General features: G+C 47.9%; 17 protein-coding genes. 11 read left to right on the forward strand and 6 right to left on the reverse strand.

The window, feature by feature from the left end; all coding sequences use genetic code 11:
* Positions 1-206 precede the first annotated feature (206 nt).
* The 6 genes from DN730_RS15010 to DN730_RS15035 all read left to right on the forward strand — a co-directional run bounded on the left by DN730_RS15010 (position 207) and on the right by DN730_RS15035 (position 5721).
* The gene (locus DN730_RS15010; protein ID WP_115468964.1) at positions 207-1202 is read left to right on the forward strand and encodes a BMP family lipoprotein; all 996 of its coding nucleotides are present in this window, start codon (positions 207-209) and stop codon (positions 1200-1202) included.
* A gap of 76 nt (positions 1203-1278) precedes the next feature.
* Complete coding sequence (locus DN730_RS15015) at positions 1279-2835, forward strand: ABC transporter ATP-binding protein (RefSeq protein WP_115468965.1); 1557 nt, start codon at positions 1279-1281, stop codon at positions 2833-2835.
* A complete protein-coding gene (locus tag DN730_RS15020; protein ID WP_115468966.1) occupies positions 2832-3929 on the forward strand; it encodes an ABC transporter permease in 1098 nt (365 codons plus the stop codon). The genes DN730_RS15015 and DN730_RS15020 overlap by 4 nt, the downstream gene beginning before the upstream one ends.
* 9 nt (positions 3930-3938) lie before the next feature.
* Complete coding sequence (locus tag DN730_RS15025; protein ID WP_115468967.1) at positions 3939-4907, forward strand: ABC transporter permease; 969 nt, start codon at positions 3939-3941, stop codon at positions 4905-4907.
* On the forward strand, positions 4907-5308 hold the full coding sequence (gene cdd, locus DN730_RS15030; protein ID WP_115468968.1) for a cytidine deaminase: 402 nt from the start codon (positions 4907-4909) through the stop codon (positions 5306-5308). The genes DN730_RS15025 and cdd overlap by 1 nt, the downstream gene beginning before the upstream one ends.
* 80 nt (positions 5309-5388) lie before the next feature.
* Positions 5389-5721: a YnfA family protein gene (locus tag DN730_RS15035; RefSeq protein ID WP_115468969.1), complete on the forward strand. Its 333-nt coding sequence runs from the start codon at positions 5389-5391 to the stop codon at positions 5719-5721.
* Here the strand turns inward: DN730_RS15035 and DN730_RS15040 are convergent.
* The gene (locus DN730_RS15040; protein WP_115468970.1) at positions 5696-8143 is read right to left on the reverse strand and encodes a bifunctional acetate--CoA ligase family protein/GNAT family N-acetyltransferase; all 2448 of its coding nucleotides are present in this window, start codon (positions 8141-8143) and stop codon (positions 5696-5698) included. The genes DN730_RS15035 and DN730_RS15040 overlap by 26 nt on opposite strands.
* A 214-nt stretch (positions 8144-8357) precedes the next feature.
* On the opposite strand from DN730_RS15040, the gene DN730_RS15045 reads away from it, so the two are divergent.
* Both DN730_RS15045 and DN730_RS15050 read left to right on the forward strand, forming a co-directional pair.
* Complete coding sequence (locus DN730_RS15045) at positions 8358-9281, forward strand: histone deacetylase family protein (RefSeq protein WP_115468971.1); 924 nt, start codon at positions 8358-8360, stop codon at positions 9279-9281.
* 118 nt (positions 9282-9399) lie between these two features.
* Positions 9400-9837 (forward strand): BLUF domain-containing protein, encoded by a 438-nt coding sequence (locus tag DN730_RS15050; RefSeq protein ID WP_158541225.1) that lies wholly within the window; start codon positions 9400-9402, stop codon positions 9835-9837.
* A 63-nt stretch (positions 9838-9900) separates the two neighbouring features.
* Here DN730_RS15050 and DN730_RS15055 read toward each other — a convergent pair whose 3' ends face one another.
* From DN730_RS15055 to DN730_RS15075, 5 genes are all read right to left on the reverse strand, one after another.
* Positions 9901-12030 (reverse strand): TRAP transporter permease, encoded by a 2130-nt coding sequence (locus DN730_RS15055; protein ID WP_115468973.1) that lies wholly within the window; start codon positions 12028-12030, stop codon positions 9901-9903.
* A 102-nt stretch (positions 12031-12132) separates the two neighbouring features.
* The gene (locus DN730_RS15060; protein WP_115469063.1) at positions 12133-13161 is read right to left on the reverse strand and encodes a TAXI family TRAP transporter solute-binding subunit; all 1029 of its coding nucleotides are present in this window, start codon (positions 13159-13161) and stop codon (positions 12133-12135) included.
* 359 nt (positions 13162-13520) lie between these two features.
* Positions 13521-14891, reverse strand: coding sequence for a sigma-54-dependent transcriptional regulator (locus DN730_RS15065; RefSeq protein ID WP_115468974.1), 1371 nt, complete (start codon positions 14889-14891; stop codon positions 13521-13523).
* A gap of 25 nt (positions 14892-14916) precedes the next feature.
* Positions 14917-17013 carry a sensor histidine kinase gene (locus DN730_RS15070; RefSeq protein WP_115468975.1) on the reverse strand — a complete coding sequence of 699 codons (2097 nt, stop codon included), beginning with the start codon at positions 17011-17013 and terminating at the stop codon, positions 14917-14919.
* A 100-nt stretch (positions 17014-17113) separates the two neighbouring features.
* Positions 17114-18640 (reverse strand): EAL domain-containing protein, encoded by a 1527-nt coding sequence (locus DN730_RS15075; protein ID WP_158541226.1) that lies wholly within the window; start codon positions 18638-18640, stop codon positions 17114-17116.
* 292 nt (positions 18641-18932) lie between these two features.
* Here DN730_RS15075 and DN730_RS15080 point away from each other — a divergent pair, with 292 nt between their 5' ends.
* The 3 genes from DN730_RS15080 to fabA are packed head-to-tail and all read left to right on the forward strand — an operon-like array spanning position 18933 to position 20700.
* Positions 18933-19343 (forward strand): septal ring lytic transglycosylase RlpA family protein, encoded by a 411-nt coding sequence (locus DN730_RS15080; RefSeq protein WP_245957986.1) that lies wholly within the window; start codon positions 18933-18935, stop codon positions 19341-19343.
* 14 nt (positions 19344-19357) lie between these two features.
* Complete coding sequence (locus DN730_RS15085; RefSeq protein WP_115468978.1) at positions 19358-20164, forward strand: helix-turn-helix domain-containing protein; 807 nt, start codon at positions 19358-19360, stop codon at positions 20162-20164.
* A gap of 38 nt (positions 20165-20202) precedes the next feature.
* Positions 20203-20700: a bifunctional 3-hydroxydecanoyl-ACP dehydratase/trans-2-decenoyl-ACP isomerase gene (fabA, locus tag DN730_RS15090; RefSeq protein ID WP_115468979.1), complete on the forward strand. Its 498-nt coding sequence runs from the start codon at positions 20203-20205 to the stop codon at positions 20698-20700.
* The last annotated feature ends 7 nt before the right edge of the window (positions 20701-20707 follow it).

The following is a 20707-nucleotide window of genomic DNA, read 5'->3' on the forward strand; positions in this document are numbered from 1 at the left end:
TTGCTGAACATCGTTAAATGAAGCGAAATAGTAATTATCGGTCTACATTTATCAGAACAACTACGCACGATAGCTAAATAAGCCAAAATAATAGTGTAATTGTGCACGCTAGGATTGCGCTCAATCATTAATCAGTTTATTTTTGACCAATTAGCCAGCTTTTTGTTTCAAGCAGGTTACCCAGACAAAATTTAAGAGGAAAAAGAATGAAAGGTATCTTTCTTGCGTCAGCTACCGCTCTAGCAATTGCATCCGTGTCTGCCCAAGCAGCGGACATCAAACCAGCCGTGGTGTATGACCAAGCTGGTAAGTTTGATAAATCCTTTAACGAAGGTGTGTACAACGGTATCACTCGTTTTACAAAAGATACTGGCATTCAAGTCCGTGAATCAGAGCCAAAAAATGAAGCTCAGGTCGAGCAAAACCTTCGTCGCTTAGCTCAGCGCGGTTACACGCCAATTGTTGCTGTCGGTTTTAACATGGCGTCCGCTGTGTCTAAAGTGGCAAAAGATTTTCCAGACATCCAGTTCAGTATTATCGATGGCGTCATCGATCAACCAAACGTTCAGTCAATTGTTTTTAAAGAGCACCAAGGGTCGTTCCTTGTCGGTGTTTTAGCCGCGATGAATTCTAAAACTGATACGGTGGGGTTTGTTGGTGGGATGGACATTCCTTTGATTCGTAAATTTGGCTGTGGTTATGAGCAAGGTGTTAAGTACGTAACGCCTAACGCAACCGTCATCCAAAATATGACAGGTTCAACGGGCGCCGCGTTTAACGATCCAACCAAAGGTTCAGAATTAGCAAAAAGTCAGTTCTCCAAAGGAGCTGATGTCGTGTTTGCTGCCGCAGGTGGTACGGGTATCGGTGTTTATCAAGCAGCGAAAGACGAAGGTAAACTGGCGATTGGTGTGGATTCGAACCAAAACCATATCCAGCCTGGCACGATGCTAACATCAATGGTTAAGCGTGTTGATCGCGCTGCTTACAAAGCATTTGAAGACGCGCAAGCGGGCGATTGGGAGCCAGGTCTAGAAGTGTTGGGTCTTTCTGAAGGTGGTGTAGATTGGGCTTTAGATGATTACAACAAAGGTTTAATCACTGCTGATATGAAGGCGAAAATGGAAGCAGTGAAAGCAAGTATTGTGAATGGTGACATTAAAGTTCATGACTACATGTCAGACAGTACTTGTAACTATTAATGGTTAGTAAAGCAGCTGCTCACCAACGGGTGGGTAGCTGCTTTTTTTTGTTTAGAATTCTGAAATAGAACGGTATATGAGCAATCAAACACCTCCATATGCGATTGAATTAGAAGGGATTTCAAAGCGATTTGGTGCAGTGCAAGCAAATAAAGATATTTGCCTGCAAGTACCGAAAGGCTCGATTCACGGGATCATCGGTGAAAACGGCGCGGGTAAATCAACTCTAATGAGCATCATTTACGGGTTTTACGAAGCGGACTCAGGCACCATCTCGATTGATGGTGAGCAAGTCGACATTCGTAACTCGCAGGACGCGATAAAAGTGGGCATAGGCATGGTCCATCAACACTTTATGTTGGTGGAAAACTTTACTGTGCTGGAAAATATCGTGCTCGGTGCGGAGGGAGGCGCTGTCCTTAAACATGGATTGTCAGCGGCTCGAGAAGAACTAAAACGCCTCGAAACCGAATATCGACTTGATGTCGACGTAGATGCGGTGGTCGAAGATCTTCCCGTTGGTTTACAGCAACGAGTCGAGATTCTAAAGGCCCTGTACCGAGGTGCAAAAATACTAATATTGGATGAGCCCACTGGTGTCTTGACACCTCAAGAGGCGGATCATTTGTTCCGCATACTCAAGTCGCTCAAGGAGCAGGGAGTCACGGTTCTCCTGATCACTCACAAATTACGTGAAATTCTTGCATCGACGGATAATGTTTCTGTGATGCGACAAGGCGAAATGGTTGCACATCGAGAAACGGCGACCACGAATAAAGATGAGCTAGCGGAGCTCATGGTCGGTAAAAAAGTCCGTCTTAAAGTCACCAAGGATACGGCTCAGCCAACCGGGACCGTATTGTCTGCAAAAGATCTAAGCTTTTTCGATAGCCAAGGCGTCGAGCGCCTTAAAAAAGTATCGTTTGAACTCAAAGCGGGAGAAATACTGGGCATTGCGGGGGTATCCGGCAATGGTCAAAGCGAGCTGCTCAATGTCTTATCAGGTATTGCGCCTTTGTCTTCCGGAGAAATTCAATACGCTGGCCAAACCATTACTGCCTCAGCGCCGAAGAACGCTGCACAGATGCGTGATCTCAAAATGGCGCATGTACCAGAAGATCGACATAAGATGGGGTTAGTGACCGGCTTTGACGCGTATGAAGCTGCTGTATTGGGTTATCAAAACTCCGAAGTCTATAACGGCAAAGTGTTGATGAATCGTAAAGCGATGCTGAGTGAATGTGAGCAAAGAATGACTGACTGGGACGTCCGTCCGCCAGATCCTTTTTTAAAGACCGCTAATTTCTCAGGTGGTAATCAACAGAAAATAGTCATTGCTCGCGAAGTGGAGCAAAACCCAGAAGTGTTGCTTATAGGTCAGCCTACTCGCGGTGTAGACATCGGTGCAATTGAAAATATTCACGAACAGATTGTCAAATTGCGTGATGCAGGTAAAGCGATCTTACTGGTGTCTGTGGAGCTGGATGAGATTATGGCGTTAAGTGATCGAATTATTGTGATGTTTGATGGGGCTGTGGTGGGTGAAGTTCCTGCCGATCAAGCAGATGAGCGAACGTTGGGGTTAATGATGGCGAACGCGTGGAATGAAGAAAAAGGAGCGGCAGAGGCATGAGCCAAGCAAAAGTCCCTGTTTGGGTAAATGTAGGGTTGATCCCTCTGTTGAATATATTGTTGGCCTTCTTTGTTTCAGGATTGGTGTTTTTGGCTATCGGTCAAAACCCTCTAGAAGCCGCTGGGTATTTGGTATATGGCGCGTTTGGTTACGATGCCGGCATTGGTTATACCTTGTACTATGCCACCAACCTGATTTTTACTGGGTTGGCAGTTTCCATCGCGTTTAAAGCTGGACTCTTTAATATCGGTGGTGAGGGGCAGGCTTACATCGGTGGTCTCGGTGTGGGGCTGCTGTGTTTGTGGTTAGACAGTTCGATGCCATTAATCATCATTGCGCCGTTAGCGATTATTGGTGGCGCTGTGTTTGGTGCGGCATGGGCGTATATTCCAGCGTACCTTCAGGCTCGCCGCGGTAGCCATATTGTAATCACTACCATCATGTTCAACTTTATCGCTTCCTCTTTGATGGTTTATCTGATGGTGAATTGGCTAAAAGAAAAGGGGATGATGTCTCCGATTAGCCGTACCTTTCAAGAAAGTGCTTGGCTACCGTATTTGCATGATGTGTTTTCACCGCTTGGGTTGGACATCGGAAATTCGCCACTAAACTTAGCTTTTATTTTAGCGTTGTTAGGTTGTGTGGTGTATTGGGGGTTGGTCTGGCACACCCGCTGGGGATATCAATTAAGGACCGTTGGCACAAACCCGACGGCTGCCCGATATGCGGGAATTGATAACGCCAAGGTGACCATTTGGGTGATGTTGATCTCAGGTGCTTTTGCTGGGCTGGTGGGTGTTAACGAAATCATGGGAGTGAATCATAACTTGCTACTGAATTTTACTGCAGGCTATGGCTTTGCGGGGATTGCGGTCGCCCTAATGGGGCGCAACCACCCCATTGGTATTATTCTGGCAGCGATATTGTTTGGTGCCTTGTATCAAGGTGGGGCGGAGCTTGCGTTTGAAATCCCATCGATCACCCCTGAAATCGTTGTCGTGATCCAAGGTTTGGTGATCCTGTTTTCAGGTGCGTTAGAGAATATGTTTAAAGGCAAAATTGAAGGCTACTTTTTACGCAGAGCGGCAGCATAGGAGCGCGGTATGTTTGAAACATTAATACTGATACTCGATGCGACCTTACGCGTATCGACCCCATTAATTCTTGCCGCGTTGGCGGGCTTGTTTTCTGAGCGTTCAGGGATTGTCGACATTGGCTTAGAAGGCAAAATGCTGGGTGGTGCCTTCGCGGCAGCCGCAGCAGCGGCGGTATTCGGTTCGGCGTGGATCGGTCTGGCGTTCGCTATTTTAGCATCGGTTGGTTTAGCTCTGATTCACGGTTTTGCGTGTATTACGCATCGCGGTGATCACATTGTCTCGGGGGTTGCGATTAATACGATTGTCGCAGGTCTGACCGTCACGCTTGGACTCGACTGGTTTAGCCAAGGCGGTCAGACGCCAGCGCTAACAGGGGATGCACGGTTTACATCAATTGTTTTTCCGTTCGCAGAACAGATCGCAGACGTACCTGTCATCGGTCTGATTTACTCCGAGCTGCTTAGCGGGCATAACATTTTGGTGTACATGGCCTTTGTGTTTGTACCGGCGACTTACTGGATTGTGTTTAAGACGCGCTTTGGCCTGCGCCTTCGTGCGGTCGGGGAGAATCCACATGCGGTCGACACGGCGGGTATTTCGGTGGCGTTGGTGCGTTATCGTGCTGTCATCATATGTGGCATCTTGTGTGGGATTGCAGGCGCTTATTTGTCAACGGCCCACAATGCGGGCTTCTTGAAAGACATGAGTGCAGGTAAAGGTTATATGGCGTTGGCTGCACTTATCTTCGGTAAATGGCGCCCAGTGCCTGTGCTGTTTGCGTGTCTGCTATTTGGCTTTTTGGATGCTGTGGCAGTTCGTCTACAAGGCGTTGCGCTACCAGGCATTGGAGAAGTGCCAGTGCAAGCCATCGAAGTGTTGCCATATGTACTGACGGTGCTACTACTAGCAGGATTCATTGGCAAAGCGGTGGGGCCAAAAGCGATTGGTAAGCCTTACGTGAAGGAACGAGCATAATGTCATCGTCCCACCAAACGTGGCTTGAGCGAGCTGAAAGTGCTATGAACAGGGCCTATGTGCCGTATTCTAAATTCCAAGTGGGGGCTGTCATTGAGACTGTTTCTGGGCAAGTATTTTCTGGGTGTAATGTTGAAAACGCATCATACCCTGAAGGCACTTGTGCTGAGGCGGGGGCGATTTCTGCCATGGTGATGGGAGGCGAGCATCGTATCCGTCAAATTTATGTGATGGGACGAGGCAAAGAGCTGGTCACTCCATGCGGTGGTTGCCGTCAGAGAATTCGTGAGTTTTCTGATGAACATACTCAGATTCATATTTGCGCACCTGAAGGGGTACGTAAGTCCTTACTCTTGAATGAGCTTCTACCCTTTTCATTTGGGCCAGATAATCTCAAGTGACGAGTATTTGGTAAGGTATAAAGCCATGTCTAATGACATGGCTTTTTTATTAGCGAGTGTCCTGTACTAAGGGAGTGGCGATGTTTGAGTTAAAAACAGTCGGTTTATTTCTGATAACCGCTTTGGCTGAGATTGTTGGGTGCTACTTACCTTATTTATGGTTACGAGAAGACAAAACAGCATGGCTGTTGTTACCCGCCGCATTCAGTTTGGCCGCTTTTGCATGGTTATTGTCGTTACACCCCGATGCCGCAGGTCGAGTCTATGCTGCGTATGGTGGTGTATATATTTTTGTGGCCATCCTGTGGCTATGGTGGATCGAGGGAATCCGTCCTAGCGTATGGGATCTGATCGGTGTCAGTGTTGCCATGTTGGGCATGGCTATTATTATGTTTGCGCCTCGACCGAGTTAGTTGAGGTGGTGTCATTGTCTAATTTTTTCTTCACAGCTTCGATGAATTTTGGTGTCAGTCGTAAGTAAGCGGTAACTAACCCAATGTCATCTGGGTCTCGCTTGATGGTAAACCCCATTGCACGACAGAAGTCGATCATGCGTTTATTTTCTGCCAACACGGTGCCTTTCATTTCTTTAATGCCTTTATCGTTGGCCACTAAAAACAATCGTCGCATAAGCATTGCGGCTAGCCCTTGGCCTTGATAATCGTCGCCTATCACCACGGCGAATTCGCAGCTATTGTCATCAAAGTTGTCGCTAAAGCGTGACGCCCCCATCATGGTTTGTTTACCTTTGGTATCGCTTACCGCAATTAAAGCCATTTCTCTGTCATAGTCGATGTGTGACAAGGATGACACCATGCGAGGCGTCAGCTCTGAAATGTTTGCAATAAAGCGAAAGTAGCGACTTTCATGGGACAAGCTTTTGACAAAGTCAGCCATCATATAGGAATCACGGGGCAATATTGGGCGAATGGTTATATTGTTTCCATTACGTAGACAAACATTTTCCACCCACTGGCGCGGGTATGGCTGGATCGCCAGATGCTGGTAACGTTTCAGGCGAGGGCAGCTCTTTAACGTCGCTGTGACCTCCGCAAAGAGGCTACCGCTTTCATGTATACGCACATCTGCTAATTCAAGCTGACTAAACTCTGGCAGTTCACAAATCATCGTAGAGAAGCTGCGTAATAGTTCTTCTAACTCGTAAGACTCCACGCCTGGAAAGGCTCTATGAATAAGATCTTTTGCTAGCACAGTATTCAATGGGGGAAGGCCAACGGCCTCGGATGTTTGATGCCATTGAGTAGCGCCCTCCAGAGAAAGACCGATTGCGGGCCCAAATATCGGGTCTTGGAACGCTCTTAAACGAATCGGGGCTTGTAATAGAAAGTGTGCCTGACGACGGGTAGTAAGGCGAAAATGAAATAATTCAAAGGTCTCTTTAAGGTCCTCCGCATTAGGGTGCTTTTTCCCTGATTTGATTAAGGCTTGCAGCTGTTGCCGTGCTGTGGCGACATCAATATTAAAGCGAAAAGCGTGGCTGTCCGGTGCCTGCGTTGCCAATAGCTGATTTCGTTGAAACTGCTCTAGGAATTGAAACCCTTCGATGGCGGATTCTGGGGTGCGAAAGGTAGGAATTCCAGCTTCATTGATCCGAGTGCGCATGGCTACCATGCTGCCACCGCCGAGCAGACAAACCATGACCAGTTTTCGTTGTTGTTTGTGAAGCAGCATGACTTGCTCATAAAGAGACTCAAGATTGATTAAGGCGGTGGGGCTTAACATAAGCAACACAGCCCCACATTCTTTATCTTGCAGCGCGACTCGGGCGAGGTCGACAAACAAATCCGTATTGCTGCTCGCCCATGCGGTCGTGACACTGCCAACATTACCACGTCCAGCCATCATGGATTCCAGCTGTGCGTGCAGGGTAGGGCTTGGCGAGAGCAAGTTGACATTGAGCTCGTTGGCTCGTTGCGCAGCAAGCTCACCAGGGCCTGCGCCATTACCGAGTATGAGTAACGAGCCGCCTTTGACACGACGAGCGTTTGTCATGACGGAGGCGGCTGCAACCAAGTCATTTAACCGACGGCCTCGTACTGCACCAGTGCGACTTAAGGCCGCATCTAAAACGCGTGGATCTGCCCCCACATTATGCTCGGCGACCACCGCAACGGGTTTGGAACGGCTTGCGGCTCGCAAACTGCTAAGAAAACGAGTCGTTGAACCAATTCTCTGTAAGTACATCAGTATCGATTGGCTTTCAAAGTCATTAGATAGGTAATCTAAAATTTGAGAAGGCATGACATCAATCGGTGTTCCCATGGACACTACTTGTGAGAAGCCAATACCCTGCCAGGTTGCCCAATCCACCAAGGCACTGGCTACAGTTCCCGACTGCGACAGCAGTGCTAAACGCCCGGCCTGGGGTTGCGTTAGACCCAGCCATGCGGAAAAACCAAGTTTAGGACGACAGACGCCAAAGCTGTTGGGGCCGAGTAAGCGCACTTGGTGGTGGCGCACGGCGGCTTGGATATCTTTGGTGGCTTCTTCAGTGCCCGTTAACATCAGTAGAGCAGGGATGCCCAACTTACCGCATTGTTCAATGACGTCAGTTAAAGGTAGGCTGCTTTCACCCGCTAAAATAGCCAAATCCGGAGCGTCGCTAAGTCGATCCAAATCGTCGATGTGCTGAAATGGACAGCAGCGCGTCTCAGGATGATGCGGGCGTGCGCCATACAAGGTGATAGCCTTGTGTTGACCTTTGCCGAGCAGTGCTTTGAGGGTTGCCTGCAAAATAGGGTGTTGAGGGTCATGACCTGTAAAAACGAGCACAGAGGATGGGGCAAGTAGTGGCTGTAACGCGTGTTTGGGCATGCAGACGTCTCCCTGACAGGCTTGTAAAAGGTCTTTAGGCATTAATGTATCATGTACTAAGCAAGTCTAGACCAATGTCTGATAGGCTGCTGAGTACGTATTGTGGCTTGATAAGACATAAGGACTTTGTTCATAGTAGCCTTGCACAGCCGAAGAAGACATAACAAAAACAGACACCTTTGATTTGGGTGACTAACGAATTTTTGGAACATTCATGACAACTGCGTATTTAACACATCCTGTATGCGAAGATCATCGACTGGGAGCGGATCATCCCGAATCCCCTGAGCGCTTAGAAGCGATTCAGAACCGGCTTATTTCTGGTCAGTTGATGGACTTTTTACGCTGGCGAGAGGCGGATCTTGCAACCCTTGAGCAACTCAACGCCACACACGATCCTGAGTACGTAGCATCAATCTTTGCTAAAGCGCCTCTCGAAGGGCATGTCGAACTCGATTCCGACACAATCATGATGCCGAGTACGCTTGATGCCGCACTTCGTGCAGCAGGCTCAGTGGTCAAAGCGGTGGATTTGATTATGACCGGTGAGGTGGATCATGCGTTTTGTGCGGTGCGACCGCCAGGGCACCATGCAGAATACGATCGCGCAATGGGCTTTTGTTTATTTAATAATATCGCAGTTGGTGCACGGCATGCGTTGAATGAATATGGCTGTCAGCGGGTAGCCATCGTTGATTTTGATGTTCACCACGGCAATGGTACGGAAGATATTTTCGAGTCGGACACTAAAGTACTGTATGCATCGAGCTATCAATACCCGTTGTTTCCTTACCCTGATCCAGGGGCATCCCATGACAACATTATCCATATGCCGTTGGAAAAAGGCAGCAAAGGCGCAGACTTCAGAGCCGCCTATGAGGCTCACCTTTTTCCGAGATTAGAAGCCTTTCAGCCAGAGCTGATTATGATTTCAGCGGGTTTTGATGGACTGGCAGAAGACCCTCTGGGGCAATTGCAACTGAAAGAAAGTGACATCATCTGGTTGACTGAGCGCCTAGTGGATGTCGCAGACCGTTACAGTAACGGACGCATCATTTCGGTTCTTGAAGGAGGTTACAACACCGACGCACTTGGGCGAGCCGTATTTCAGCATTTAAAAACAATAATGAAACTTTAGATAGCGCCATGATTACAGATTGAAACGACTTCTCACCATTCTCCAACGATATTTGCGAATCGTTTTTTGTAAAGTAAAAAAGATATTGATGTCGTTCTTTAAGAGCAGGGGGGGAGATATGGCATTAGTTCGTTTAGTGTATGTGAGCCGCGCAACCAAGCTATTTCAGCCTTCGTCTATCAAGTCGCTTTTGGCCACAGCGCGTCGCAATAACCAAAACCATCAAGTGACGGGATTATTGTGTTTTAACCAGCATTGCTTCTTACAATGCTTGGAAGGACCTCGTGATAAAGTGAACGAAACATTCCACCGGATTTTGTCTGATCCACGGCACAGCCATGTGGAGATTGTTCATTTTGAATACATCGAGAAGCGGGAATATGTGCAATGGAACATGGGATACTTACAAGATAACGCCAGCATCCGAGCGCTCATTCAAAAGCATTCTCAGCAAGAAGTCTTTAATCCCTATGAGCTCTCAGTGACGGCGACATTGGGAATCTTGCGGGATGTCCGAGACGACATTTATCACGCTATGGTGGACGCATCATCGTAAGAGTAAAGGTAAATTGAGGTATTAAAAAGGGAGCCACGAGGCTCCCTTTTTGCTGATATTTATCTATGCAACAACTTTGCGTTTGCGGCTGTAGATAAACAGTAGAATGAATAACACAAGGCCAGCAGAGTCGAGCAAGATACTGTGATGTGGCCAAAGCATTAGCAAGGCTGCAACGCCTGAAAGTAAACGAAGCAAGATCGGTAATGGGCCTTCTAAGTAGCCTTCCATCAAACCAACGAACGCGTAAATGCCAAATAAAGCGAAGACAAAAATACGCAGCACGTCTTCAGCGTCTCCGCCGATGAAGTTGGTGTATGCCAACAATAGAGGAATGATGTACAAGCCTTTAGCGATTTTCCACGCCGTGAAGCCTGTCGCCATTGGCGGTGTTTTCGCAATCGCAGCGGCAGCGAAAGCTGTTAAACATACAGGTGGTGTGACGTTCGAGTCCTGAGATAGCCAGAATATGATCATGTGTGCGGATAGCAACGCGGCGCTTGCGACAGCAGGATCAAGGGCTTGCTCTAGTAGCTGATTTTTAAAGTCCCCAGGTACTTGTGCAACCAAAGCTGTTGCATCTGCTTGGCTCATTGGCGCAGAGAGCAACGCATATTTTTCTGGGTCGATCAGCATAAAGATGACTTTCGCTTGCTCAGGTAAATTGCCATCCATAATCATGTTGATCAGATGCGATTCAGCAATCAAATTATACAAAGCAGGAGCGGACAGTGTCGCCAAGACAATGTATGCCGCTGTAACAGGCAGACCCATACCTAAGATTAACGACGCCAAAGCCACCAGCGCCAACATGATAAACAGGCTGCCGTTTGACCACTCGGCGATCATCAACGAAAAGGTGTTACCGATCCCCGTCATAGCCACCACATTCACCACTAACCCAACAGCCACCAACAAAATGGCAGTGGTAGCCATGTTGCGCGAGCCTTGAGCCAGTGCATCAAGGACATCCTTGAACTTCATGGGATTCTTAGACAACCAAGAAGAAACAACCACAGCAATAATAGAGATGCCTGCTGCATACGTGGGCGTAAAGCCCCAAATAAGCAACGCGACAAGCACGGCCAGCGGCAATAAGAAATGCCAACCTTCTTTAAATACTTCTAGGAAGCTGCGCGTATCAAGCTCAACAGCATGAGCATGGCTACGCATGGCTTCAACACGCACATAGAAACCGACTGACATAAAGTACAGGAGGGCTGGCAGTGTTGAGACAGCAATGATTTCAACATACGGTATCTGCGTATACGATGCCATGATGAAGGCACCAGCACCCATAACAGGAGGCATAAGCTGCCCGCCGGTGGATGCAGCAGCTTCTACCCCCGCAGAGAAACGAGCGGGAAAGCCTGCTTTTTGCATCATCGGGATAGTAATAACCCCCGTTGAAACGGTATTCGCCACAGAAGAACCGGAGACAGATCCCATCAAACCTGAGCCTAACACCGCAACAAAGCCTGGGCCACCAACGAAACGGCCTGCCGCACAGCGCGATAGCTCGATAATAAAGTCGCCAGCACCGGATTTAACCAAGAAAGCGCCAAAAAGAATGAACATGAACACATAGGTCCAGGAGATCCGTGCAATGGATCCAAACATCCCTTCGGATGAGAAGTAAGAGCGGAACATCACTGTTTCTAGACTTAATCCAGCGAAGCCAAAGATGCCATCAATGTATGGCCCCCACCAGAATACATAAGTCAGCGCAACCACGATAAGAGTCGGTATGAACCAACCGGTGGTGCGGCGTGCGAGTTCCAGCGCGATCGCAATCGCAGTAAATGACACGATCCAGTCGCTGGTTATAAACTTCACGCCACGCTCATACAAAGCATCTTCGAATAGGATGAGATACATCGTACAGGCGACGGCGACGACGCCAATTAAGACATCAAACGCGAGAACCCATTTTTGTCCTTGTAACGTCGATGCTTTAAACCCCGGTACCATCAACGCACAGATAAGCGCAAAACCACTAAAGTGGATGGCTGAAACCCAAAGTTCAGACATGGTACCAATTGTATTGAAATAAATATGCGCAAGGGCGAACAGTACTCCGGCCCAGTATATAAAGCGCCCTGTAGTGGAGGTCTCTTCCCGTTGGGCAAGTTCCAAACTTTTCAGTTTGGCTTCCATTTCTTGGTCATGGGCGACCTGAGTGGACTCAGACATAATCAATAACCTGTCTATAAAATAAAGGCTCACATGGGGTGAACAAGGAGATGTTTACAAGGGTAGAGAGAGGGGCGTCGAGCCCCTCTCAACAGGACATTGTTACTCAGTGATTAAATGCGCTGGAATGGTCAACCCTGCTTCACGGTAGTAGCGTGCAGCACCTGGGTGCAGCGGTACTGGCAAGCCAGCGATGGCTTTTTCAAGTGCCATGGCTTTGGTTGCTTTGTGGATGCCGTTTAGGAATGGAAGGTTTTCGTAGATGGTTTTGGTTAGCTGATAAACATCTTCTTCCGATACATCGTCACGAATAGCTAAGAAGTTTGGCTGGGCAATGGTGTTAATGTCTTTTGTTTGACCAGGGTAAGTGTTCGCTGGAATGTTGAAGCGCGTCCACAACTGGAACTTGCCATTGGCCTGTTTGATTTGCTCATCGGTGAAGTTCAGGATGGTAATGTCGTCACCCAATGCAGCGTAAGCACGCGTAACAGCACTGGTTGGAACGCCAGATGGAATGTTCATCCCTTCAATCGTACCGTTTTGAAGTGCATCGGCTGATGCCGCATAGCCCATGTATGCCATATCGAACTCATCAACTGGCATATCCATGTTATTTAGCAGGGTTAGACCTGAGCCTTCTGTACCAGAGTTTTTAGTACCGATAGAGAATTTTTTGCCTGCAAAGTTAGCCATGTCAGTGATGGTGCCTGAATCGACGTGATCCGCTTTGACGACAAACTGCTCAACGTTTTGCCACAACATAGAAACAGAGCGAAGGTTTTTTTGTGGCCCTTCATTTTTCATTTTGCCAGAACCGTCCCACGCCCAAGCGCCGTATAAGCCTTGTAGGATCGCCATTTGAGCTTCGTTTTCACGTAGCAATTTGATGTTTTCGCCAGATCCTGCTGAGTTAATAGCAGAGACGGAAAGTCCTAGTGTGGGTTCTAGCTTAACCTTGGCAAGCGTTGCGAGTGCCACGCCGACTGGATAGTAAGTACCGCCTGTTGAAGCCGTTGCTAAGATATAGGAGCGCTTTTCAGCCGCTTGAGCAAGACCTACTGAGCCGACTGCTGTGCCCATTACCAATGCGGCACTCATTGCTTTGACTAGCGTACGTTTACTTATCTTCATTTTCATTTTCCTGTTTCTTTTGTTTTTATTCAGAGGAGCCTGAAAGAGCTTCCTCGCTCTCGGTACAAGAGTATAGGCAAAGCCAGTGCCAACTGCTCAAATTAATTATAAGTGTCTGTTTTAAAATGAAATTATTGTCTTTTCATAAGAATGGATATTCTCCAAATGAGCAATAAATTGCTTATTGCTTAGTATTTGATAAGCAAAAAATGGCCTATCAATTTGGAACGGCGCTGCGTTGAAGTGGGAAAAAAAGTGTTTATTGGGGCGGAAGGCGGCTAAAAATCGGTCTCTGCACGTCACATTTAGGCAATAAGCAAATTATTGCCTACCGCCTAAATGTTAGAAAGAAGCGCTGATTAATCTAAATAATCGGATCGGTTTAAACCGAATTTTGTCATTTTTTGATTCAATGTTCGCCGCGGTAATTCCAGCTCGTCCATGACCGCTTTAATATTGCCTTGATGCCTTTGGAGCGAGCGTTTGATGATGTCTTCTTCAAATGCCGCCACTTGAATCGCGAGCGGCAAGGGCTTGTGCTCTACGTCTTCCGACGAAACAGGAATTTGCTGACCATTCACGAGATCTGCCAAGCTGACTCGATTATCGAGTGCAAAGCGAATCGCGACATTTTTGAGTTCGCGAACGTTCCCCGGCCATTGGTGGCTGCGCAGTATTTTCTCGTCTTGGTTGCTGAGTTGTCGACTGTCTCGGTCACGCTCATTGGCCGCCTGATTCACATAATGCATGAAGAGCAAAGGCACATCTTCGGAACGCTCTCGAAGCGGGGGCAAAAAGAGCTGTGTGACATTTAAACGATAGAACAAATCTTGGCGAAAATTCTCATCTTCCTTAAGATCGGCTTTAGATGCCGCAATCACTCGAATATCCACGGCGATACTCTGGTTGGAGCCCAGCCGCTCAATTTGTCCTTCTTGGAGGGCGCGCAGAATTTTAATTTGCAGGTGTGCAGGCGTGCTTTCAATTTCGTCTAGAAATAAGGTGCCACCGTCGGCATGTTCAAATTTGCCAATGCGTCGCTTTGATGCGCCTGTAAATGCGCCTGCTTCGTGACCAAAGAGTTCGCTTTCAATGAGATGCTCAGGAATCGCTCCACAATTAATAGGCACAAAGCGCTTATGTTTGCGCGGACTGAACTCATGTAAGCACTGAGCGACCAGCTCTTTACCGCTGCCAGTTTCACCATAAATGATCACGTTTGTATCGATTTCAGCGGACGCGAGTAGTTCGCGCTTGAGGCGTTGAATAGCGGGAGAAATACCAATGATTTTACCATCCAAACCGGAACGTACTGCGAGGTCATTTTGCAGACGTAGGTTCTCGATCATCAAGTTTCGTTTTTCACAGGCGCGCAGGAGGGTTTCGACAAGGCGCTCGGGCACAAACGGTTTCTCAATAAAATCATAAGCGCCATCCCGCATTGCCTGAATGGCCATATCGATGTCGCCATGCCCCGTCACTAAAATGACCGGTAAATCTCGAATTTGAGCGTGAGCGATCTCCATCAGTTCTAGACCAGTCATGCCGGGCATTTTAACGTCTGTCAGTAAAATACCGCGAAAATCTTCGTTTAAATGAGGGAGTGCTTCTTCGGCGGAGCTTGCGGTGAGGACTTCTAACCCTGCCATCTGTAGCCACTTTTCGGTCGCTTTGCGAATCATTGGGTCATCGTCGACCAGTAAAACCGTACCGCGTGTTGCTGTGTGCATAGTTACTCTTTCTCGCTAAAAAACGTTAGGGCGATGGCTGTGTTTCTAACGTAGCTAGGGGCCACGTTATGGCAAACCGAGCGCCGCCTAAGGGGCTTTGGTCAACCTTGATGGTGCCGTTTAAATCACGCACGATGGCGGCGACAATCGCAAGCCCTAAACCTAAGCCACTGCCCATGGACTTGGTCGTATAAAACGGTTCGAACAATTGTGAATGCTGCGCTTCGGGGATGCCTGGGCCATTGTCGTCTACGGTGAACCGGATATGCGTGTTGTCGATGATTTCACTGCGCATACAAATCACTTTTTGTGATTGCTCCGCCAATGCATCGCAGGCGTTGCTGACTAAGTTTACCAAGACTTGTTCAACACGTGCATTATCGCCAAGGACATAATGATCACCATCTACTTGGGAGCAGTCTAGTTCTATCTGGTCTGTTTCTAACCGTTGTCGTAGCAGTATGGTCGTTTGGTTGATGGCGGTTTGTAAGCTCACCGGGCTGACTTGCTCGGGTTTTTTATAGGCAAACGTTTTGAGTTGGGAGGTAATCACGGCCATGCGCTGGGTTAGGTCATCCAGCAGAGAGAGGTTTTCTTTCACCATATCCGGCTCGTCGAGTAATTGACGACTAATGGCAATGTACGTCCGCATCGCTGTCAATGGCTGGTTTAGCTCGTGGACGATGGCCGTCGACATACGGCCTAATGCTGCCATTTTGCCTGCTTGGATCAGCTCATTTTGGGCATTTTCAAGCGCTAAGGTGCGTTGCTGAACTTTATGTTCCAGTGATTCGTTGGCATCAAGCAAGGCTTGTTCGAGCTGTTTGCGGCGGCTGATGTCAACGACCGTTGCTAAATACTCATGTTGGTGCGAATGGGTCATCACACGCAATGATATTAGCGCAGGGAAATGGCTGTCTGGCTGCCGTTTGCCTCGCGCTTCGACACCAATGATTGGCGTAAATTGGGGAGATCCGAACGCTTTCAGCGCCGCATCCAAAGAGGTGTTTGGTGTGACATCTAGGAGCAGCGTTTGTAATGGCTGGCCAATGGCCTGCTCAATGGTCAGATTGAACTGTTGGGCGGCTTTGGGGTTGATAAAACGAATGTGGCCGCTGGCATTGAGCGTGAGCAAGCCTACTTCCGCATTGCTGATAATGGAGCGCTGTTGTTCTTCGTTTCTCGCTAACACATCGCGTGTTTCCTGTTGTGAGAGCTTCTTCAAGCGGCGCTCACGAAGGTACAGCATCCACACGCCAAGAATCCAAAGTACGGCAATGGTGATGGCAGCGAGCATATCACTGTAGCGCTCATTGGCGCGGGCAGAAGTCAGTGTTGTAAAGGTCCAGCCTAAATCATCTAGGCGAACACTCTGAGTCAGATAATGTTGATGATCGATTTGCCAGATATTGGCATTGACGCCGTTGCTAAGCGGAATTTGTTGTTGTGTGGAGATGCCGTTTTTATGTTCCCCGATCCAGCGTTGAGGTGACGCAATGAAAATCTCATCTGAATCATCGCTTATCGCAAATAGCTCATCTTGCGGAGAATCTGGCAGCAGGTTTTCAAGGTTGATTCGGACAATTGCGGCTCCGACAAAATGCGTGCTTTGATAAATCGGTGCAGACAAATAGTAGTACGCAGGGTGGCCCGGCTTGTTATCGTAGAAGCGACCTTCTTCACCGCGCTCGGCGAGTTGGAATAACGGCAGTTGGGCAAATTCGTTCGTTGCAAGAGATTGATTATCACGCCAATCGCTGTAGGCGACGGTTTTTCCTTGTTGGTTGACGATAAACAAACCGGACGCACCCGCGACAAGGTTGGTTTGTTCTAAATAACGAGAGACTTGCTCAATTAGGTCTGTTTGCTGGGTGTGGCGCGTTTCATCCACGAGACGGATGACGTCATCATTTTGTGTTAGCAAGAAAGGCAAGTAATGGAACGCGTTTAAAGCCCCTCGAACACGATGAATGGACGCAAGTAGGCGATCCGATGTTTCATCGTGCAACGCTTGATAACTTAGGTCTTTAGACAGCTTGCCGACGCCTAAGCCTAGGAGCACGGAAATAAGACACCAAGCGATGCCAATCCAAATAATACGTTTACTGGTTTTACGAGCCATAGAGTCTCTTATTTGTGCAAGTAGTGCTTTGAACGATCTATAAGCATACAACAGAACCAACGCACGATGCCTATAGCGCGTTCAAAGCACTTTACCACGCTTATCTGGCGGCGTCGGCGTTGTGCTGGATAGATGAATTAGGGGTGTTGATGAACCGCGCTACTTCTTGGATCGGCATGGCTTTGGCAAACAGCCAACCTTGTCCGGTGGCGTGGGGAATATGCCTCAAAATATACTCAGCTTGTTCCTGCGTCTCGATACCTTCAAACACAGTACTGATGTTGAGGTCTTTGAGTAATTGAAAAATTGCACTCAGGGTATTGCGATTATATGGGTCTTGGTCTCCGATCATCTGCGTAAAGCTACGGTCTACTTTGATCTCTGTGGCTTTGATTTTACTGAGCCAAGACAGGTTCGCATAGCCGGTACCAAAATCATCGAGCGATATCTGATAGCCACATGAAGTAAAGCGGGCCACAGACGATTCAATACCTTCAAATCCTGAGGCTGAGTTCTCGGTTATTTCGAAGATAAGCTGGTGGGCTGGGATACGATGGCCAGAGCAATGGTCATTAATGAATGACAGTAATGAAGGGTCTGACATATCAGACATCGATAAATTGATGCTGAGATGTAGGTTGGAATCAGTCTTAAGTAGGCTAGACGCTTGGTACAACGCTTTTTCAATAACTAACCTCGATAGCTGTGGCATCAGACCGTTTTTCTCCGCAATGGCAACGAAGATGTCAGGGGATATGTGACCAAAGTGCTTATCATGCCATCGCGCCAACGTTTCAATGCCAATGGTTCGTCCGCTTGTCAGGCATACCTTAGGTTGAAATAACACTGATATCTCTTGCGTTGCGATGGCGCGTCGAAGTGCGCGTTTGAGAGATTTTTTCTGATGAATAACGAATAATATTGAGCTGTGTAGCAGTGCGCTGATGGCTAAGGATAACACCCCGACGACGGAGATAAACCACAAGCCTTTGCCGAAGAGCCCCGGCGCTGCGTTGTAAGCCGTGACGCACTCAAGTGCTTTGCTTGAGGTGTTGCACTGTTGCGTGAGTAATAGTCTCCATGACGATCCTGACTGAGTCAGCACGTTCTCGGGGGCCATGGGACCAGAGGCATGGAATACGTAACGATTATCCTCTGTGCTCAAAATGAACCCAGTATTAGGATAATTGGAAGGTATGCTCGCATACGCATTGTCAGGAACGATTAGAACGGCAACCGCGCCATCAGACACCATGTTGACTTGAATATCGCCCTTAATAGGGTCCTTCACCGCACGCCAGTGTTGCAGACCTCGTTCTGGCCAAACTATCGTTGGCTTGGGAAGTACGAGGCCCGCTTCAAGATTTCCCCAGCTAGCGCTACAAATAATACGGCCATCTTGAATATGGACGACATCTTTTATTAATGGCGCGCGCCAGAGGTCTTCACGCATGGTGATCAGATTTTGTTCACTGCATGTATTGTTAGAATGCGTGAAGATCGTGACGAGGTTACTGTGCAGTTGTTGAGAGGTTTGCGAGGCACTCGACACAAAGCGCTCGAGTTGCTCACTGTCGAGATACCAAAATACGAGGTGTGCCATGAGAAACGTTATACTGATCCCCATTATAAGGCTCAGCCATATGTAGGTTCTGACGAAATAATACATCATGGACCATAAGTGTTTCGTTAATGAGGCGATAGGCGAGGAACTGTTCATCCGTGAGAGTCTCGTTCAAAATAAATCGGGTGGGTGATCGCAATATGTTAATGTTTGTAACATTCTACGTTTTTTACTTTGAGACCACTTCTTTTTGTAAGTAAAAAATAACGAAGTGTCTTTTTTTTTGCTTAATGAGTGTATGGCTACTGTTTGAATCGGTCGGCTCGTGATTGTTATAGGGAACACATTCAAATCAATGTTTAGTAGTAAAGGTGAGGGTGCCATGGTGTTACGTGTATTAGGTGTGTCATTTCTAGCGATTTTGTTGGCAGCGTGTTCGAGTGGGCCGATTAGCCCATCAGATGCCGTAGGGTTTTCAGAAGAAGGTGGCGCCAGCTACTATGCGGATAAATACCATGGGCGCACCACCGCCAGCGGTGAACCGTTTAACCAGTATGCCATGACGGCGGCACACAAGCGCTTGCCGTTTGGTACCAAAGTGCGCGTAACCAACTTAGACAACGGCAAAAGCGTCGTGGTGCGTATCAACGACCGAGGCCCATTTGTCAGCGGCCGCGTGATCGATTTAAGCAAAGCAGCTTTTCAACGCATCGCCAATACACGACAAGGCGTCGTCGAGGTCTCTGTAGACGTGTTATCACGTTAAAGCACGTCTACTGTATGACTTATTCTCCCTTCCAACCAACACTGACGAATACAGGGCAAGGCGCACTAGGTTTAGATGTTTTGCTTAGCGCGCCAGAGGAACGTTTAGCATCGTCTGTCTTTGCGTTTGTACAGGTGCAAGTAAAGCAACCCACGGTGTATCCCATCGTACCTGATGGTACGAACATCCTGTTTTTCTCTCCCTGTCGTCAGTCCTTTGGTGGTACACAGCAGAGTATCCTTGAAGTACCACTCACTATGGCGCGAGGAGAGTACTTCGGTATTTGGTTTTACCCTGGTGCGATGCGACGTTTTTTTAACGTCGATATATCGGAAGTGACGAATCAGGTACAGGGTCTAGATTTTTTCTCTGAGGCTAGTTTGCCTAACTTAGGCGAGCAGCTTTATGCATGTAAAAACTTTTCCGAGCGAATTGCGCTGTGTGAGACGCTATTGCTCAAGCGAGTAATGGATCGTCCTTTGTCCGCCAAGTTTACTGCCGCCTTGAGTGCCATTTACCAATCATATGGTCAATGCTCGGTCAAACGGATGGCCGAAACAATCGGCTGGAGCCATCGGCATCTAAATCGCCAATTTCTCCTGCATACTGGCTTAACGGTCAAAGCCTTCGCGCAAACTGTGCGTATGAACGAATACTTAAAGCGCTGCTACCAACAGGTATCACGGCCGTTACATCATGGTTTGGATCTGGGGTTCTATGATCATTCTCATTTAATTAAGACCATCAAACAGCACAACTTAGATGGCCTCTCACCTACCGCCAAAGTGGCGATGTCCAGTTTTTACAATCCCTCCAATTAGACTGCCTACATACTGATGCCACAAATCAAGGAGTCAGTATGTCATTTTCAAACCGCGATATTTTAGCCATGAGCCAAGGAGCGTTCTTTGGTGTCGGCAATGCCCAACTTCCCAGTGATCAAATGCTAATGATTGATGAGATCACTCATATAGATAATAGGGGAGGGGAGTATGATAAAGGGCTGCTGAAAGCCAACTTAGCCATACAGCCGGATCATTGGTTTTTTGCTTGTCATTTTAAGGGCGATCCCGTCATGCCCGGCTGTCTAGGATTAGATGCACTATGGCAATTGCTGGGAGTCTTTTTGGGTTGGTCTGGGCTGTCGGGAAGAGGCCGCGCATTGGGCGTCGGGCAAGTGCGTTTTTCTGGACAGATTTACCCCGATGCCAAGCAAATCGAATACCATGTCCATGTAAAACGTATCATCAAAAAGCCACTAGGGATGGGCATTGCCGACGGTTATGTCTTGCTAAACAACGAGGTGATATACATCGCTAAAGACCTAAAAGTCGGCATGATTAAAAGCGGAGGATAACGAATGG

Origin of the sequence: Marinomonas piezotolerans (assembly GCF_003362755.1) — a bacterium.
Lineage (GTDB): Bacteria > Pseudomonadota > Gammaproteobacteria > Pseudomonadales > Marinomonadaceae > Marinomonas > Marinomonas piezotolerans.